This is a genomic window from Klebsiella sp. CB_Kp196, assembly GCF_040061575.1.
Classification (GTDB): Bacteria; Pseudomonadota; Gammaproteobacteria; order Enterobacterales; family Enterobacteriaceae; genus Klebsiella; species Klebsiella michiganensis.
Genome location: NZ_JBEAFH010000051.1, coordinates 65,280 through 79,942, shown reverse-complemented (window position 1 = coordinate 79,942; position 14,663 = coordinate 65,280). Strand labels below are relative to the sequence as shown.

Below are 14,663 nucleotides of genomic sequence, written 5' to 3'. Positions count from 1 at the left end.
TCGGGCTGTCGGTGGGGGCCAAGCTGGTGGCGGACAAGTTCCTGCAGCCGCAGACGCTGGGGATACTGGTGCTGGGGGTGATTGCGTTCTGCGTGGGGACGGCGGCGGGGGTGCTGATGGCGAAGCTGCTGAACCTGTGCAGCCGGAACAAAATCAACCCGCTGATTGGCTCGGCCGGGGTGTCGGCGGTGCCGATGGCGGCCAGGGTGTCGAACAAGGTGGGTCTGGAGTCGGACGCGCAGAACTTCCTGCTGATGCACGCGATGGGTCCGAACGTGGCGGGGGTGATTGGCTCGGCGATTGCCGCCGGGGTGATGCTCAAGTACGTGCTGGCGATGTAAAAACGCGTTGTTCCCGGCTCGCGCTGCGCTTAGCCGGGCTACCCGCCCGGACGGGCGCCGCGCGCCGCCTCCGGGAAATACCCCAGGCTACGGCGCAGAAGCCCGATCGGGTGGTACGTAAAACGTCGTATTCCTACTGGATGAGTTCTGAAATCAGTAAATCTGTGGGCCGATTCAGCGCCGTCGGCCCCTAAAAAAGAGAAAATGACCTTTTGATGTCAATTCGCCCAATGTTTGCCCGAAAAATCACGCACTGGTTTGCCCGACGTTCGTTTCAGAACCGCATCTTCCTGTTGATCCTGTTTACCTCGACAATCGTGATGCTGGCCATGTCATGGTATCTCACCAGCATTACGGAGGAACGCCTGCATTACCAGGTGGGACAGCGCGCGCTGATTCAGGCCATGCAGATCTCCGCCATGCCCGAACTGGTTGACGCGGTAGAAAAGCACGATTTACCGCGCATTAAAGAACTTATCGACCCGATGCGATCGTTTTCCGACGCCACCTATATCACCGTCGGTGACGCGAAAGGCCGGCGCCTGTATCACGTGAATCCAGAGGAAATCGGTAAATCGATGGAAGGCGGAGACAGCGACGAGGCGCTGTATAACGCCAAAAGCTACGTGTCGGTGCGTAAAGGATCGCTCGGTTCGTCATTACGCGGCAAGTCGCCGATCCAGGACAGCACCGGGAAGGTGATCGGTATTGTATCGGTGGGCTACACCATCGAACAGTTAGAAAACTGGCTGAGTCTGCAAATCGGATCGCTGATGATCCCGATGGCGATCATGCTGCTTCTGCTGCTCTACTGCGCCCGGCGCTTCTCGCTGCATATCAAAAAACAGATGCTGAATATGGAACCACAGCAGCTCTCACAGCTGCTTATCCAGCAGAGCGTCCTGTTTGAATCGGTCTTTGAGGGGCTGATAGCTATTGACTCCCACTACCGAATTACCGCCATCAATCAAACCGCAAGGAGGCTATTAAACCTGAGCCAGCCGGAAACCATTCTGATTGGCAAAAGCATCAGCAGCGTGATCTCTCAGGAGGCATTCTTCTATGACGCGCCGCAGACAAATAAAAAAGACGAAATCGTCACTTTTAATCAGATTAAAGTGATCGCCAGCCGTATGGCCGTCACGCTTAATAACGAGCCCCAGGGCTGGGTCATTAGCTTTCGCAGTAAAGACGATATCAACACTCTGAGCCTGCAGCTCAGCCAGGTCCAGCAGTATGCGGATAACCTGCGCGCCGTACAGCACGAGCATCGCAATCTGATCTCCACCATTGCCGGGCTGCTGTTTTTAAAACGCTACGATAACGCGCTGGATCTTATTCAGCAGCAGTCTGAGAGCCACCAGAAAGTGCTCGATTTTATTGCCCGCAATTTTAAAGTGAACCACCTTGCCGGGCTGCTGATCGGCAAATATTACCGCGCCAAAGAGCTCGGATTAGAGCTGGTCTTCGATCCCGCCTGTCACGTTGAAACCCTCCCCTCTTCGCTGTCGCATAATGAATGGATCTCGATCGTCGGCAATTTGCTGGATAACGCCTACAACGCCGCCCTACGTCAGCCGGCAGGTTCAAAGCAGATCGAATGCCTGATCAACAGCGAGGGCGGCGAAGCGATCGTCGAGATCGCCGACCAGGGCTGCGGGATTGAGGAATCGCTGCGCGATCGTATTTTTGAGCGCGGCGTGACCAGCAGCGACAGCGGCGATCACGGCATCGGACTCTGGCTGGTTCGCAGCTACGTTGAGCAGGCGGGCGGCAATATCGTCGTCGATGACAACATCCCTTTTGGCACTATTTTTACCCTTTATATCCCCCTGACCCGAGATGAACACCATGGATAGCATCACCACTCTCATCGTTGAAGACGAACCTATGCTGGCGGAAATTCTGGTGGATACCATCAAGCAATTTCCCCAGTTCGAAGTCATTGGCATTGCGGATAAACTGGAAAGCGCAAAAAAGATGCTTCGCCTCTATCAGCCCCAGCTCACCCTGCTGGATAACTTCTTACCCGATGGCAAAGGACTCGATTTGATCCGCCACGCCGTCAATACTCATTATAAAGGGCGCATCATTTTCATCACCGCCGACAACCATATGGATACCATCAGCGAAGCCCTGCGGATGGGCGTTTTTGATTACCTGATTAAACCCGTTCACTATCAGCGCCTGCAGCATACGCTTGAGCGTTTTGCCCGCTATCGCAGCTCTCTTCGCTCAAGCGAGCAGGCAAGCCAGACCCATGTTGACGCCCTGTTCAATATCCAGGCAAAAGAGCACGCGGAAGCCGCAGGCTCTCCGCTGCGGGGTATTGATGAGAGCACCTTTAATCGGGTATTACAGCTCTTTGCCGATCCGGAAACGGTCCATACCGCAGACACCCTGGCCCGTATTCTCGGCAGTAGTAAAACCACCGCTCGCCGCTACCTTGAGCAGGGCGTTAAAAACGATTTCCTTGAGGCTGAAATCAGCTATGGCAAAGTCGGCAGACCGGAGCGGATTTATCACGGTAAACATCCTGCGCATATTTAAGCACCAGGAGATGCCCTGTTGATTGTGCATCTCCTTTCACTCGCTTATTCCACCGTGTAGCTGACAATAATTTGCCCTTTTTTCATCTTCACCTGGGAAATGACGACTTTACCCAGTTCGGACAGGCTGGCCACGTGCGTCCCACCGCAGGGATAGCTCTGCATGTCGCCGAACCCGACCTTGCGCAGGCCATCGGCAAAAGTAAGCTGACGCGGTAAATTGTCTGCCTGCCAGGCCTCAACTTTTTCCAGCAGCGCGCTGGCCTCGGGCAGCCCGCCATGCGCGCCTGGGGCAAAAATAATACGGCTTTCTCCCGGCCAGTGATGTCCTTTGATCGGCTGCCAGCCCGACAGCTCCCCGGCCTGGGCAAGCGCGTGCCCGGCGGAGTGCAGACGCGCATGCAGCCGCCGGCTCTCTGGATCGATGCGGATCGTGACCTCGCCGGCCGGCAGCGGCTGTGAAACGATATGCGCCACGCTATCGCCGCGGCTAACCACGCCCTCGACGGCGAGGCCGGCAATCCAGCCGCGATCCGCCGGCTGCCCGCCGCCCTGCGGGTGAAACAGCGTGCGATCCAGCTCAATGGCATAGCGGCCGTCGGCTTCGCTCAGGCAGTTGACGACTTGCGCAAGGCATTCCTCGGCGTCGCTGGTGTAATAAAGGCGTTCAGTCATGGTTGTCCTCCTCTCTGTCAGGACAGTATATTGATATTGCTGGCGGCGATAATCCCGCCTGACATCAACGCAATTTTGCTCCGGAAGCACAAATGAATCTGAGCCTACTGCCCGACCTCGCCCTGTTCGTACAGATTGTGGAACAGGGCAGCTTCTCCGCCGTCGCACGCCAGGCAGGCGCAACGCCTTCGGCGATCAGCCGCAGCGTCTCGCGCCTGGAGCAGGAGATGGGCTGCAAGCTGCTGCACCGCACCACGCGCAAGCTGCGCCTCAGCGATGCCGGGAAAATGGTGTATGAACATGCGCTGGAGATGCTGGAATCGGCGCGTATGGCCATGGACTCCGCCAGCAGTACCCAGGCGGTGGCGCAGGGCAAGCTCACGCTCAGCGTGCCGAAAGCCGTGGGACGGTTTGCCATTCACCCGCTGATGCTGGAATTTTTTAACCGCTACCCGAAGATCGACGTCTGTCTGCGGCTTGAGGATCGGGTTCTCGATTTTATTGATGACGGCATCGATCTAGCGCTGCGTATCACCCCTACCCCCTCGCCGGGGCTGCACGGTAAGCCTTTGATGACCATCAGCCACGTCATCTGCGCGACGCCCGGCTATCTGGAGCACTATGGAACGCCGCAAACGCCGCAGGATCTGCGCGAACATAGCTGTATCAGCCTTGGCGAGACGCCCGCCGATTCGCGCTGGAAGTTCCGCCGCGGGGAGAAAACGGAAACGATCCAGACCCACGGCCGCTACGCCGCCAACCATACGGCCGTGCGCCTTGATGCCGTGAAGCAGAATCTGGGCATCGGCAGCCTGCCGCTGTTTACCGCCCGTGAGGCGCTGGCGCGCGGCGAGATTGTGCAGGTTTTACCGGAGTGGGAGTTTATCAGCCTCTATTCCGGCCAGCTCTGGCTACTGTGGTCGGGCAATAAGCATATGCCCGCCAGAATGCGGGCGATGATTGATTATCTTAGCGAGAAGATGAAGCCGGCTTCAGGCAGCCCAGCTTTAGCGCAGCGATCGAAAACCACGGAATAAGCGGCTATGAATAAAAACGGGGATGCGATATCACCCCCGTTGATTCATCTTGATGATCAATATCGTTTACTGATGGTGGGTTGTTAAGCGTAATTTATTATAATTAATCAGGCTTCCCGCCTTAATTATCTCCCGCTCTGCTGAGGTGAGCCCCTCCATGTAAAGAGAGATCTCTTTAATGGGGCGATCGTGGCCGATCACGAACGCGGTAATCTGACGCAGATCGGTTTCCAGGGCTGACCTGATCCCCGGGATATAGATGAAGTCGCCGACCTCAAACTCCGGCAGCGCCTTCATCTGCAATGGCAGCATTCCCCAGTTAATCACGTTCGAACGATAGCGCTTCGTGGCATACTGCTGGGCAATATTTGCCAGGCCACCAAGGACTCTCTGGCAGCTGGCGGCTTGCTCTCGTGCGGAACCATCGCCGGGTTTGACCGCATAAACCATGCTGCCAATCTCCGTCTGCTCAAGCGTGACATTTTCCTGCCCCGGCAGTTGGCGGATCCGGGAAAAAACCGCCTCAAGCTGCGGATCCAGGCGACAAGGATCGTCCCCCTCGATCCGTAATTTTTCCAGCGCCGCAATCTTCTTACTACGGCCGACATAGCCCGGGTCGCGTCGCGAAAGGGTAAACTCAGCCAGCCCTAACGGATTGGAGCGAAATGATGAGGTTTCGCCTGATGGAATCAGTTCATCGGTGGTGGTCACCGGATCCATGATTTTTGAGGTCACGTTTAACAAAATATTGTCCGTCAGCTCACTCATCTCCGGCCAGTCTTTTATATTGGGGCCGTAGATCAGCGATTGCCGGGACGCTCCTTTAATAAACCCTTGATAAACACGGCTCCGATAAGGTGAAGCATCAAATTCATACTGCGGAATGTCTTCCCAGCAATCGAGCGCGGAAGCCGATGTCAGCACGCCACCATTGGCAGCCGTCGCCGCTATGGAGCGGGCATCCATCAGCGCAACGGCCGACATTTGCCCATTCCCGGGTTTGGACCCTTCCCGGTTGGGAAAATTACGCGTCGTGTGGCGAATGCTCAGTCCATTATGCATGGGCGTGTCGCCCGCACCGAAGCAGGGGCCGCAAAATGCGGTACGCATAATTGCGCCGGCGCTCAATAACGCGGTGGTCATGCCCTTTTTAGTCAGGTCCATCAACACCGGCTGGGAAGAGGGGTATATCGCGAGAGAGAAAGCGCTATCGCCGCAGGCGTGATTTTTCAAGGCATGAGCCGCTTCGACCACGTTAACATAATTTCCGCCAGCGCAGCCGGCGATGATCCCCTGCTGAATCCGCAGCTTCCCATGTTCGACTTTATCCAGCAGAGAGAGCCTGGCGCGTCCCTGGGAAATGTTATCCGCCGCAATCTCAACCTCGTGCAAAATATCCTGCAAATTCTCATTAAGCGTATCAATTTCATATACGTTGGCAGGGTGAAAAGGCAAGGCGATCATCGGCTTGATAGTGCTTAAATTCACTTCTATGCAGCCATCATAGTAGGCCATCTCTTTTGCTGAGAGCGGACAATAGTCCTGTTCCCTGCCGTGAATACGCAGGTAGTTTTTTGTCTCTTCATCCGTTTGCCAGATGGACGATAAACAGGTGGTCTCCGTGGTCATCACATCTACGCTATTCCTGAAGTCGGTAGACATTGTCGCCACCCCAGGCCCCACAAACTCCATAACTTTATTTTTCACATAACCGCGTTCGAACACTGCGCCAATTATCGCCAGGGCAATATCCTGAGGGCCAACGCCGGGCGAGGGTTTTCCTGTCAAATACACGGCGACAATCTCAGGATAATCAATATCCCAGGTCTCTCCGAGCAGTTGCTTAACCAACTCGCCGCCCCCCTCGCCAACCGCCATGGTCCCTAAAGCGCCATAGCGCGTATGGCTGTCTGAGCCCAGGATCATTTTCCCACCGCCGGCCATCATCTCGCGCATATATTGATGAATAACTGAGATATGGGGCGGGACATAAATACCGCCATATTTTTGCGCTGAGGACAAACCAAATATATGATCGTCGCTGTTGATAGTGCCGCCGACAGCGCAAAGCGAATTATGGCAATTCGTCAGAACATAGGGTAATGGAAAACGTTCCATTCCCGAGGCCTTAGCAGTCTGGATGATGCCCACAAAAGTAATATCGTGGGAGGCCATTGAATCAAATTTAATTTTTAACTGCTGTTCATTCCCTGAAGTATTATGGGCGGAGAGGATCGACCACGAGATCGTTCCCTTGCGCGCCTCATGCTTATCTAACGCGACTGACCCCTTATCAGCAGCAATAATACCGTGCTGATGTGATATATAGACTCCGTAGTCATACAATTTAATCATCACATATATCCTTAGATGTTGAAAAAACACGCCTGACATTAGCCATTCGGTAAAAATGGCTGACCGCGATTAATAAAATGGGAAGAAAACAGGCAGCAAAATAAAGCTGACAATGACCGATATCAAAATAAGCGGCAATCCAACCTTAACGTAATCGACAAATTTGTAGCCACCCGCGGAAAAAATCATCATATTAGCCGGGGTGCCCACCGGCGTTGCGTAAGCACATGAACAGCCGATAACAATCGCCATTAACACCGCCCGGGGATCGGCGCCCATAGAATGAGCAATAGACAGGCCAATCGGCATTAATAAAGCGGCGGTTGCCGTATTCGACATGAAATTGGTTAACGCGCAGGAGATTATCAATACGGCGCTCAGAAGTAAGAAAGGCGACGCCTGCTGGCCTAATAACGCGATAATTGAGCGCGCCATAATGGCGCCAGCGCCGGTGGTTTCCAGCGCTTTTGCTAATGCCAGAGTGCCGCCGAAGAGGAAAATCGTCTGCGAGTCGATAGCCTGGTAAGCCTGTTTTTCCGTAATGACCCGGGTCACAATCAACGACAATGCGCCAATTGAACCGACGATCGCAATCGGCAAACCCAGCTGTTTTTCAAAAATCATGCCCAGTACGGTCAGGATTAATACCGATAGCGCAATCACCTGCTTATATTTCGGGCATGCCTGCGCTTTAATATTATTAACACTTTGAGGCTGGGCCGCATTCGTTTTTGGCAATATGCGATAGCCGATCGTCACAAAATAGAGTATGCCGCAGGCCAGCATCGGAATGCCTAACTTAGCATATTCAAAAAACCCGAAGCGTTGACCAACCTGCTCCAGCGCCGACTGCGCGATCAGATTGCCGGGTGAGCCGATCAGCGATAAATTTCCCCCCAGCGCCGAGGCAAAGGCCAGCGGCATAAGCAAGCGCGACCGGGCATATCCTGATTTCATCGCTGCGCCAATCACCACAGGAATGAGGACCGCCGCCGTGCCGGTATTGGATAGCAGCCCGGAAAGCGTTCCGCAGACCAGCATAATGACGACTATCAGCTGCTTTTCTGTCCTGGCGTAGCGTGTAACCATACTACCAATTTTATCCGTCACCCCGGTTTCGAATAAGGCGCCGCCAACCACAAACATAGCCACAAACAAAATCACATTTTGATTAATAAAACCGGCAAAAGCCGTTTTGACATCAAAAACCCCGGTCACCACCAGAGTAATACAAACAATCATGGCCGTTACCGCTAAAGGTATTTTTTCCCAAACAAACATGACAATAGAAAAAACCAATAACGACAACGTAATCGTAACTGGAGACATAAATATATCGCACCTCACCTTGCTAAAAGGCTATGTTTTCTTAATAAGAGGACTTCCCCCCGGGCATCAGAGGATGCCCGGGCAAACCTTCATCTCCTTAAAGATTATTTAAATTACTCCCCAGGCGATTAACATCTCCCACCACCATACCCCGAGGGTGATTTGCAGAATAAAAGTCAGCAATGCTAATATCCCACCAATAATCCACCATGATTTGATATCATTATAGCCAACGCCAAAAATAACTGGCCCTGCCGCACCGCCGTAGTGGGTTACCATGCCACCATAAGAGTTGCTGAATAATAGCGCGAGCGCGGTGAGCATTATCGGTGCGCCAGAAACATTCGCCAGCATGGCAAAGACCGGTACCATCGCGACAATATAAGCACTCCCTGACGCGAAGAAATAACGAACCAATATGCTCAGTGCGACAATCACAATAAAAGCGACATTGCCGTGGCCATCAAAGGAAATATTATTTTTAAGCGCCTCTGCTAGCCATACGAAAAATCCAACCTTAGAGAGCAATGAGCTTAAACCAATAATCCCCCCGTACCAGATGAGCGTATTCCATCCTCCTTTATTCTTAATCACGTCATCCCAGGTGACGATTTTCAATACCAGCATCAGCGCCATTACGCAGATCGCAACGGTAGACTCATTGACCCCCAGGGCGCTGCTGAATACCCAACCGCCGAGCGCAAGAACAAAAAGGCAAGAGAGCATCTTTTCCCGCACCGTCATGGGCCCCAAAGCGTCTATGCCTGTCTGAGCAATCTTTTTATTATCAACCCGCTTTAATTCTGGCGGATACAGCTTGTAGGTAATCAGCGGCGTCAGCAGCAACATAATAATGCCAGGTAGTCCTGCGGCCAGCGCCCAACCTCCCCAGCTCAATTTTATGTGGCAAATATCTTCGATCATTTTCAGCGCGAGGATATTCCCGGCCATGGCGGTGAAGAACATGTAGCTGGTCGTTTTAGTGACCATATAGATGTTCAGCATGAGGTAATGGCCCACGCGCTTCGCGCTCCGCTCCGGCTCTGACCCTAAGGCGACGGCGACGCTATTGATTATGGGTAAGACGATGCCGCCAGCGCGGGCCGTATTCGACGGCGTGGCGGGCGCCAGAATCAGGTCAAGAAAAGCGGTAACATAGCCAAGGCCCAACGTCGTGCTGCCAATCTTGCCGATAAGAATATAAGCAATTCTTTTACCCAATCCGGTAATCACAAATGCCGCGCTCAGGGTAAATGCAGAAAAGACTAACCAGGTGGTACCTGATGAGTATCCGCTTAATACGCTGGCGGCTTTTATCGAACCGTCACCCAAATTGCCCACAATCACCATTGATGCCGCAACGGCGATCAGCAATACCACGGGTTCAGAAAACGGTTTAATTACTAAACCTACAATCGCTGCCAGATAGATACCGGATAATACCCAGGCAAGTGTTGATAATCCTTCCGGCGCCGGGCATAAACTGATGAGTAACGGTATTGCTATAATAACAAGCAGCTTCCATAATTTATTATTTTGCATTTCCATTCCTTACCTGCACTCAATATTTGAGGATGCTTGTTGAACGTATTCACATGCCTCCCCTCTCCTCTTCTACGGTGGATTGATAGATAATCGGAGGGTGGATATTTATTCGGGGATGTAAACCGTTCCTGAAAGGATTTTCCGCGCGGTACGTATAACCGATGCCCGAATATCCTCCGGGCGCTCAGCAGTATGACTTAAATCGACGTCGATCCCCCCGCTGGGGTGTTCGACCGTAATAACGCCATCGCCCGATAGCTTCGTCAGTTCATTCGCAATAGTGCCTGGAATAACACATGCGCTTGCCAGACCGATAGCGCCGGTAATCGCCAGCGATTTATGACAGTTATGCGGCATAAAATAACGTACATTTATCGTTCCGCCGCTTAGCCCCGGAGAAATCAGAACCGGTTTAGGGATAACCATATTGCTCACATCCCCAAACCCCATCGCCTTCCCGGCCTGACGGCGAATAGATTCCAGCGATTTGAGTAAGGCTGTATCCCGATCTAATTCGCTGGCAGATTCATATCCGGTTTTTCCCAGACTCTGGGCCGGGATCACCACCATAGGCATCGCCATATCAATACAGGTCACTCGCACATTATCAAAAACTTCCATACGATTGCCCGTTGGGAAAAGCTGGCCGGATTTTGCGCCCGCGGCATTCAGAAAAGTCAGCGCAACCGGCGCGGCATGGCCTGGAACGCCATCGATTTGCGTATTGCCTTCATAAATAACCTTTCCATCTGGTGTTTGAACGTCAGCGTCAACAAAGGTATTGGTGTTCACATTTCTTATACGCACTCGCGTAACAGGCGACAGCGCCTTAACCAACCCATGTTCAATGGCAAAGCCGCCAACCGCGCACAGCATATTGCCGCAGTTTGGCGTCGTATCCACCCGCCGTTCATTGACGATGACCTGAACAAACAGATAATCGATATCCGCTTTGTCGCTAAGGGATTGGCTAATAATGGCCACTTTACTGGTTTGCGGGCTCCCTCCGCCAATACCGTCAATCTCCAGCTCGTGACCGGATCCCATTATGGTTAACAAGCACTCATCACGTTTCTGAATATCCTTGGGTAAATCATCTGCTAATAGAAAGGCACCTTTTGATGTCCCTCCACGCATTAATACACAGGGAATGCTCTTCATAGCATGTTCCTTATCCGCCAGAAATAAATAGAAGAATTGAATAAAACGCCGCGTGAATTTAATTGGTTTTATGTTCTTTAAGGTTTTTATTTACTTAATTAACGGCCAGATAAATCACGCCAGGTATTTTACCAATGCATTCTACTTGCAAGAATTTCGCTGGTTGATAAAATTTTGCCATAAGAGTTATTCCTGCTAAGTATTAATAAAAAAGCATGTCTGCTTAATAATGACTTGTCGTCTACTTAGAACAACGCTTATTAAACCCTACGGAGCAATAATGAAAAGTGAACTATCCGGTATGAAAGCTTTCGTCACGGTGGCAGAGCTTGGCTCATTTAGCAAAGCCGCCGAGCAGCTCAGCCTCTCGCAGCCGGCACTCACCAAAAAGATAAAAAAAATAGAGAGTCATCTGAATATTGCGCTGTTCGAACGAACCACGCGAAAACTTTCGCTTACCCAGGCCGGAAAAATACTGCTCCCCAAGGCCAAAGCGTTGATTTCCAGTCTTGATGCGGCAATATTTAACCTCAACGATTCAACGTCTCAATTACATGATACCGTTACGCTATCTTGCATTCCGACCGCCGTATTTTACTTTTTACCGCGCGCTATCGTGCAATTTAATAAAAACTACCCCAACATCAAAGTACGAATTTATGAACAAGGTATAGAAACGTGCATGAACTCGGTACGAAAAGGCGAAGTTGATTTTGGAATAAACATGAACTTCATCACATATCCAGACATCGATTTTATCCCCCTGGTGAATGAACCTTTTGTTCTGGCCTGTCGGCAAGATCACCCTCTGGCGTGTCGAAAATTAGTCGAATGGCGGGAACTGGTGAGCCAGACCTTAATCGGCGTCAGGAAATCAAGCGGCAACCGACAGTTAATAGAGAAATGCCTGGCGGATAAGCCCTGGCGACTGGATTGGTTTTATGAAGTCAGGCATTTGTCGACCTCGCTCGGCCTTGTCGAAGCCGGACTGGGCGTCTCGGCGCTTCCCTGTCTGGCAATGCCCCATAGCGGCAATAGCACCGTCGTGAGCGTTCCGCTCGTGGAGCCGGTTATCCGGCGGACGCTTGGTATGATCCGCGTAAAGAACAGACCTCTCTCCGCGGCGGCAGAACGATTAGCTTCGCTCTTACTGCTTATGTGGACGGATGAAGCGGGCGCGCTATGGCGCAACGTCGTTGATGCCACTCACAATACCTGAGCGCCTCGCCGGCCGCTTCGTCCCCCGGTTAAGGCGCCAGGGCAATCACCTCGGCCGCCCAGCGCTGAAATCCTTCGACGTCCAGCCCCAGCGCCACCCGAGCATTTGCCGGCTGGCCCAGCCTGCCCTCGATATCAACCACCGTGGTGCCTGAGGTCCATGTGCCCTGGGTTTCTACCGCCACAAAGCACGGTTCAAGGGTAAAGAGCTGCGGGCGAACCAACCACGCAATCGCGCACAGGTCGTGCATACGCAGCCCGCTGCTCATGCTGCCGCTACGGTAGTGGCTAAACAGCGCGTGCAGCATTTTCCCGGTCTGATTCAACGTTGGCAGAGTGGCGAGGTAATCCGGCGCCAGCATCGCCTGATTGGTGACGTCCAGCCCGCACATGACGATATCCAGCCCGCTGTTGAACACTTTAGCCGCCGCTTCCGGGTCGATGGCGATGTTAAATTCCGCATTCGGCGTAAAGTTGCCGCGCCCGGCGGAGCCGCCCATGATCACCAGGCGACGAATGTTAAAGCGGCATTCCGGGTACTGGGTCAGCAGAAGCGCGATGTTGGTTAACGGGCCAATCGCCACCAGCGTCATCGGCTCCGGGGCGTGCATCAGCGCGTCGCGGATCGCCTGAAACGCCGGTTTCGCCAGCGGCTGGCGGTGATGTTCAACGAAATCGTAGCCTTCCATACCGGACTCGCCGTGCACCGAGGCGGCGTCGCGCAGAGGGCGAACCAGCGGCATCGACGCGCCCTGGGCCAGGGGAACATCGGCGTTCCAGAAATGCAGAAGCTGAAGGGCGTTGCGGGTCGTTTTCTCCACCGACACGTTGCCCGCAACCGTGGTCATCAGCTGCAGATCAAGCTCGGGGGCGAACAGCGCAGCGGCAATCGCCGCGGCGTCATCAATGCCGGGATCGGTATCCAGAATGATAGGTAAGCGCATCGTTTCTCCATAAAAAATGCCAGACGTTAAGTCTGGCATCTTCTCATACTGCGGCGGAAAAGAACTTACTCTACTTCACGGACATCTACGCGCAGCTCTTTCGGCACCTCGAAAACGATGTTCTCTTCGCGGCCTTCCAGCGGCACCGCTTCGCCGCCGCCCAGCTCCTGCAAACGCGAAATCACGTTCTGTACCAGGATATCCGGCGCCGATGCGCCCGCGGTCACGCCGACGCAATCCGCTTCTTTGACCCAGGCTTCCTGGATATCGGTCGCGTCGTCAATCAGATAGGCCGCTTTCCCCATCCGCTGCGCCAGCTCGGCAAGGCGGTTAGAGTTAGAGGAGTTCTTCGACCCCACCACCAGCACCACGTCGGCCTGCCCGGCCAGCGCGCGGACGGCTTCCTGACGGTTAGTCGTGGCGTAGCAGATATCATCTTTACGCGGCCCGACGATTTTCGGGAAGCGCTCGCGCAGAGCGTCAATCACGTCGGAGGTATCGTCGACGGAGAGCGTCGTCTGGGTCATAAACGACAGCTTAGCGTCGTTTTTCACGTCCAGCGTCCAGACATCGTCCGGCGATTCCACCAGGTACATCCCCCCCTGCGGGTTGCTGTACTGCCCCATGGTGCCTTCAACTTCCGGGTGACCGGCGTGGCCAATCAGAATGGACTCTTCGCCGCGGCGGCTGGCGCGGGCGACTTCCATATGCACTTTAGTCACCAGCGGGCAGGTGGCGTCAAAAACCGTCAAATCGCGGCTTTTCGCCTCGTTGCGAACGGCCTGAGAGACGCCGTGGGCGGAGAAAATCAGGATGGCGCCGTCCGGCACTTCGCTAATCTGCTCGATAAAAATAGCGCCGCGTTGACGCAGGCTGTCGACAACATAGCGGTTGTGCACGACTTCATGACGCACGTAGATCGGCGCGCCGTATAGCGTCAGCGCGTTTTCAACAATGCTGATAGCGCGGTCAACGCCTGCGCAGAAGCCGCGCGGGTTAGCCAACAGAATCTGCATTTTACCCCTCCAGCGCCGGATCGATCTCCAGCACTTCAACATCAAAATGAACGGTACGCCCGGCCAGCGGATGATTGAAATCAACGGTGATCGAATCGCCGTTCACTTCGCGGATCACGCCGGGCATTTCGCTGCCATCCATTGCGGTAAAGAGCATTATCGCGCCGGCTTCCGGCTCGCCCGCGTCGATAAACTCCCGGCGCGAGAAATATTGAATCAGGTCCGGGCTCGGTACGCCAAACGCAGCGTCCGGCTCCAGCGAAAAGGTGGTTTTATCCCCTTCTTTCAGCCCCAGCAGATGCTGTTCAAGACCTTCAGAAAGCGAGGTATCGCCCAGGCGAAAGAGCGCGGGTTTACCGTTATTGCGGGTTGACTCTGCGGTGGAGCCATCGTCGAGCTTTAAGGTGAAGTGCACCAGCACCGCACTGTTGCTCTGTACTGATTTAGACATGCAGGTTGCTCACTTGTTTTGCCCGGCGGCGCCGCCGCCGGG

General features: G+C 53.7%; 13 protein-coding genes. 5 read left to right on the top strand and 8 right to left on the bottom strand.

The annotated features are described in order from the left end of the window. The 3 genes from ABLU87_RS17455 to ABLU87_RS17445 all read left to right on the top strand — a co-directional run. Nucleotides 1-341, top strand: a 341-nt coding sequence (locus tag ABLU87_RS17455; RefSeq protein WP_154918367.1) for a sodium ion-translocating decarboxylase subunit beta, incomplete at its 5' end; no start/stop codon positions are given. 230 nt (nucleotides 342-571) lie between these two features. Continuing rightward, nucleotides 572-2,200 carry a sensor histidine kinase gene (locus tag ABLU87_RS17450; RefSeq protein WP_014227876.1) on the top strand — a complete coding sequence of 543 codons (1,629 nt, stop codon included), beginning with the start codon at nucleotides 572-574 and terminating at the stop codon, nucleotides 2,198-2,200. Further along, nucleotides 2,193-2,891, top strand: a complete 699-nt coding sequence (locus tag ABLU87_RS17445; RefSeq protein ID WP_004098499.1) for a response regulator — start codon at nucleotides 2,193-2,195, stop codon at nucleotides 2,889-2,891. The genes ABLU87_RS17450 and ABLU87_RS17445 overlap by 8 nt, the downstream gene beginning before the upstream one ends. 44 nt (nucleotides 2,892-2,935) lie before the next feature. Here ABLU87_RS17445 and ABLU87_RS17440 read toward each other — a convergent pair whose 3' ends face one another. Further along, the gene (locus tag ABLU87_RS17440; RefSeq protein WP_014227875.1) at nucleotides 2,936-3,565 is read right to left on the bottom strand and encodes a hypothetical protein; all 630 of its coding nucleotides are present in this window, start codon (nucleotides 3,563-3,565) and stop codon (nucleotides 2,936-2,938) included. A gap of 92 nt (nucleotides 3,566-3,657) precedes the next feature. Between ABLU87_RS17440 and ABLU87_RS17435 the strand changes: the two genes are divergently transcribed. After that, entirely contained in the window at nucleotides 3,658-4,602 is a 945-nt protein-coding gene (locus tag ABLU87_RS17435) for a LysR family transcriptional regulator (protein ID WP_122117532.1), read from the top strand. Nucleotides 4,603-4,668: 66 nt separating this feature from the next. On the opposite strand, the gene ABLU87_RS17430 is transcribed toward ABLU87_RS17435, so the two are convergent. From ABLU87_RS17430 to ABLU87_RS17415, 4 genes are all read right to left on the bottom strand, one after another. Next, entirely contained in the window at nucleotides 4,669-6,957 is a 2,289-nt protein-coding gene (locus ABLU87_RS17430) for a hydratase (protein ID WP_122117531.1), read from the bottom strand. A 69-nt stretch (nucleotides 6,958-7,026) separates the two neighbouring features. Beyond that, the gene (locus ABLU87_RS17425; protein WP_032747884.1) at nucleotides 7,027-8,286 is read right to left on the bottom strand and encodes an SLC13 family permease; all 1,260 of its coding nucleotides are present in this window, start codon (nucleotides 8,284-8,286) and stop codon (nucleotides 7,027-7,029) included. A 108-nt stretch (nucleotides 8,287-8,394) separates the two neighbouring features. Beyond that, nucleotides 8,395-9,828, bottom strand: a complete 1,434-nt coding sequence (locus ABLU87_RS17420) for an anion permease (RefSeq protein ID WP_004098491.1) — start codon at nucleotides 9,826-9,828, stop codon at nucleotides 8,395-8,397. Nucleotides 9,829-9,936: 108 nt separating this feature from the next. Next, nucleotides 9,937-10,992, bottom strand: coding sequence for a 4-oxalomesaconate tautomerase (locus ABLU87_RS17415; protein WP_049084034.1), 1,056 nt, complete (start codon nucleotides 10,990-10,992; stop codon nucleotides 9,937-9,939). 280 nt (nucleotides 10,993-11,272) lie between these two features. On the opposite strand from ABLU87_RS17415, the gene ABLU87_RS17410 reads away from it, so the two are divergent. Then, on the top strand, nucleotides 11,273-12,211 hold the full coding sequence (locus tag ABLU87_RS17410; protein WP_196942201.1) for a LysR family transcriptional regulator: 939 nt from the start codon (nucleotides 11,273-11,275) through the stop codon (nucleotides 12,209-12,211). A 28-nt stretch (nucleotides 12,212-12,239) separates the two neighbouring features. Here ABLU87_RS17410 and rihC read toward each other — a convergent pair whose 3' ends face one another. The 3 genes from rihC to fkpB all read right to left on the bottom strand — a co-directional run bounded on the left by rihC (nucleotide 12,240) and on the right by fkpB (nucleotide 14,621). After that, nucleotides 12,240-13,154: a ribonucleoside hydrolase RihC gene (gene rihC / locus ABLU87_RS17405; RefSeq protein ID WP_025108499.1), complete on the bottom strand. Its 915-nt coding sequence runs from the start codon at nucleotides 13,152-13,154 to the stop codon at nucleotides 12,240-12,242. Nucleotides 13,155-13,219: 65 nt separating this feature from the next. After that, nucleotides 13,220-14,170 carry a 4-hydroxy-3-methylbut-2-enyl diphosphate reductase gene (ispH, locus tag ABLU87_RS17400; RefSeq protein ID WP_014227866.1) on the bottom strand — a complete coding sequence of 317 codons (951 nt, stop codon included), beginning with the start codon at nucleotides 14,168-14,170 and terminating at the stop codon, nucleotides 13,220-13,222. A gap of 1 nt (nucleotide 14,171) precedes the next feature. Continuing rightward, nucleotides 14,172-14,621, bottom strand: coding sequence for an FKBP-type peptidyl-prolyl cis-trans isomerase (fkpB, locus tag ABLU87_RS17395; protein WP_049084032.1), 450 nt, complete (start codon nucleotides 14,619-14,621; stop codon nucleotides 14,172-14,174). Nucleotides 14,622-14,663 lie beyond the last annotated feature (42 nt).

Bases quoted from the DNA above. Each gene is read 5' to 3' on its own strand.
- ABLU87_RS17450 (WP_014227876.1), top strand. From the start codon at position 572: ATGTTTGCCCGAAAAATCACGCACTGGTTTGCCCGACGTTCGTTTCAG.
- ABLU87_RS17445 (WP_004098499.1), top strand. From the start codon at position 2,193: ATGGATAGCATCACCACTCTCATCGTTGAAGACGAACCTATGCTGGCG.
- ABLU87_RS17440 (WP_014227875.1), bottom strand. From the start codon at position 3,565: ATGACTGAACGCCTTTATTACACCAGCGACGCCGAGGAATGCCTTGCG.
- ABLU87_RS17435 (WP_122117532.1), top strand. From the start codon at position 3,658: ATGAATCTGAGCCTACTGCCCGACCTCGCCCTGTTCGTACAGATTGTG.
- ABLU87_RS17430 (WP_122117531.1), bottom strand. From the start codon at position 6,957: ATGATTAAATTGTATGACTACGGAGTCTATATATCACATCAGCACGGT.
- ABLU87_RS17425 (WP_032747884.1), bottom strand. From the start codon at position 8,286: ATGTCTCCAGTTACGATTACGTTGTCGTTATTGGTTTTTTCTATTGTC.
- ABLU87_RS17420 (WP_004098491.1), bottom strand. From the start codon at position 9,828: ATGCAAAATAATAAATTATGGAAGCTGCTTGTTATTATAGCAATACCG.
- ABLU87_RS17415 (WP_049084034.1), bottom strand. From the start codon at position 10,992: ATGAAGAGCATTCCCTGTGTATTAATGCGTGGAGGGACATCAAAAGGT.
- ABLU87_RS17410 (WP_196942201.1), top strand. From the start codon at position 11,273: ATGAAAAGTGAACTATCCGGTATGAAAGCTTTCGTCACGGTGGCAGAG.
- rihC (WP_025108499.1), bottom strand. From the start codon at position 13,154: ATGCGCTTACCTATCATTCTGGATACCGATCCCGGCATTGATGACGCC.
- ispH (WP_014227866.1), bottom strand. From the start codon at position 14,170: ATGCAGATTCTGTTGGCTAACCCGCGCGGCTTCTGCGCAGGCGTTGAC.
- fkpB (WP_049084032.1), bottom strand. From the start codon at position 14,621: ATGTCTAAATCAGTACAGAGCAACAGTGCGGTGCTGGTGCACTTCACC.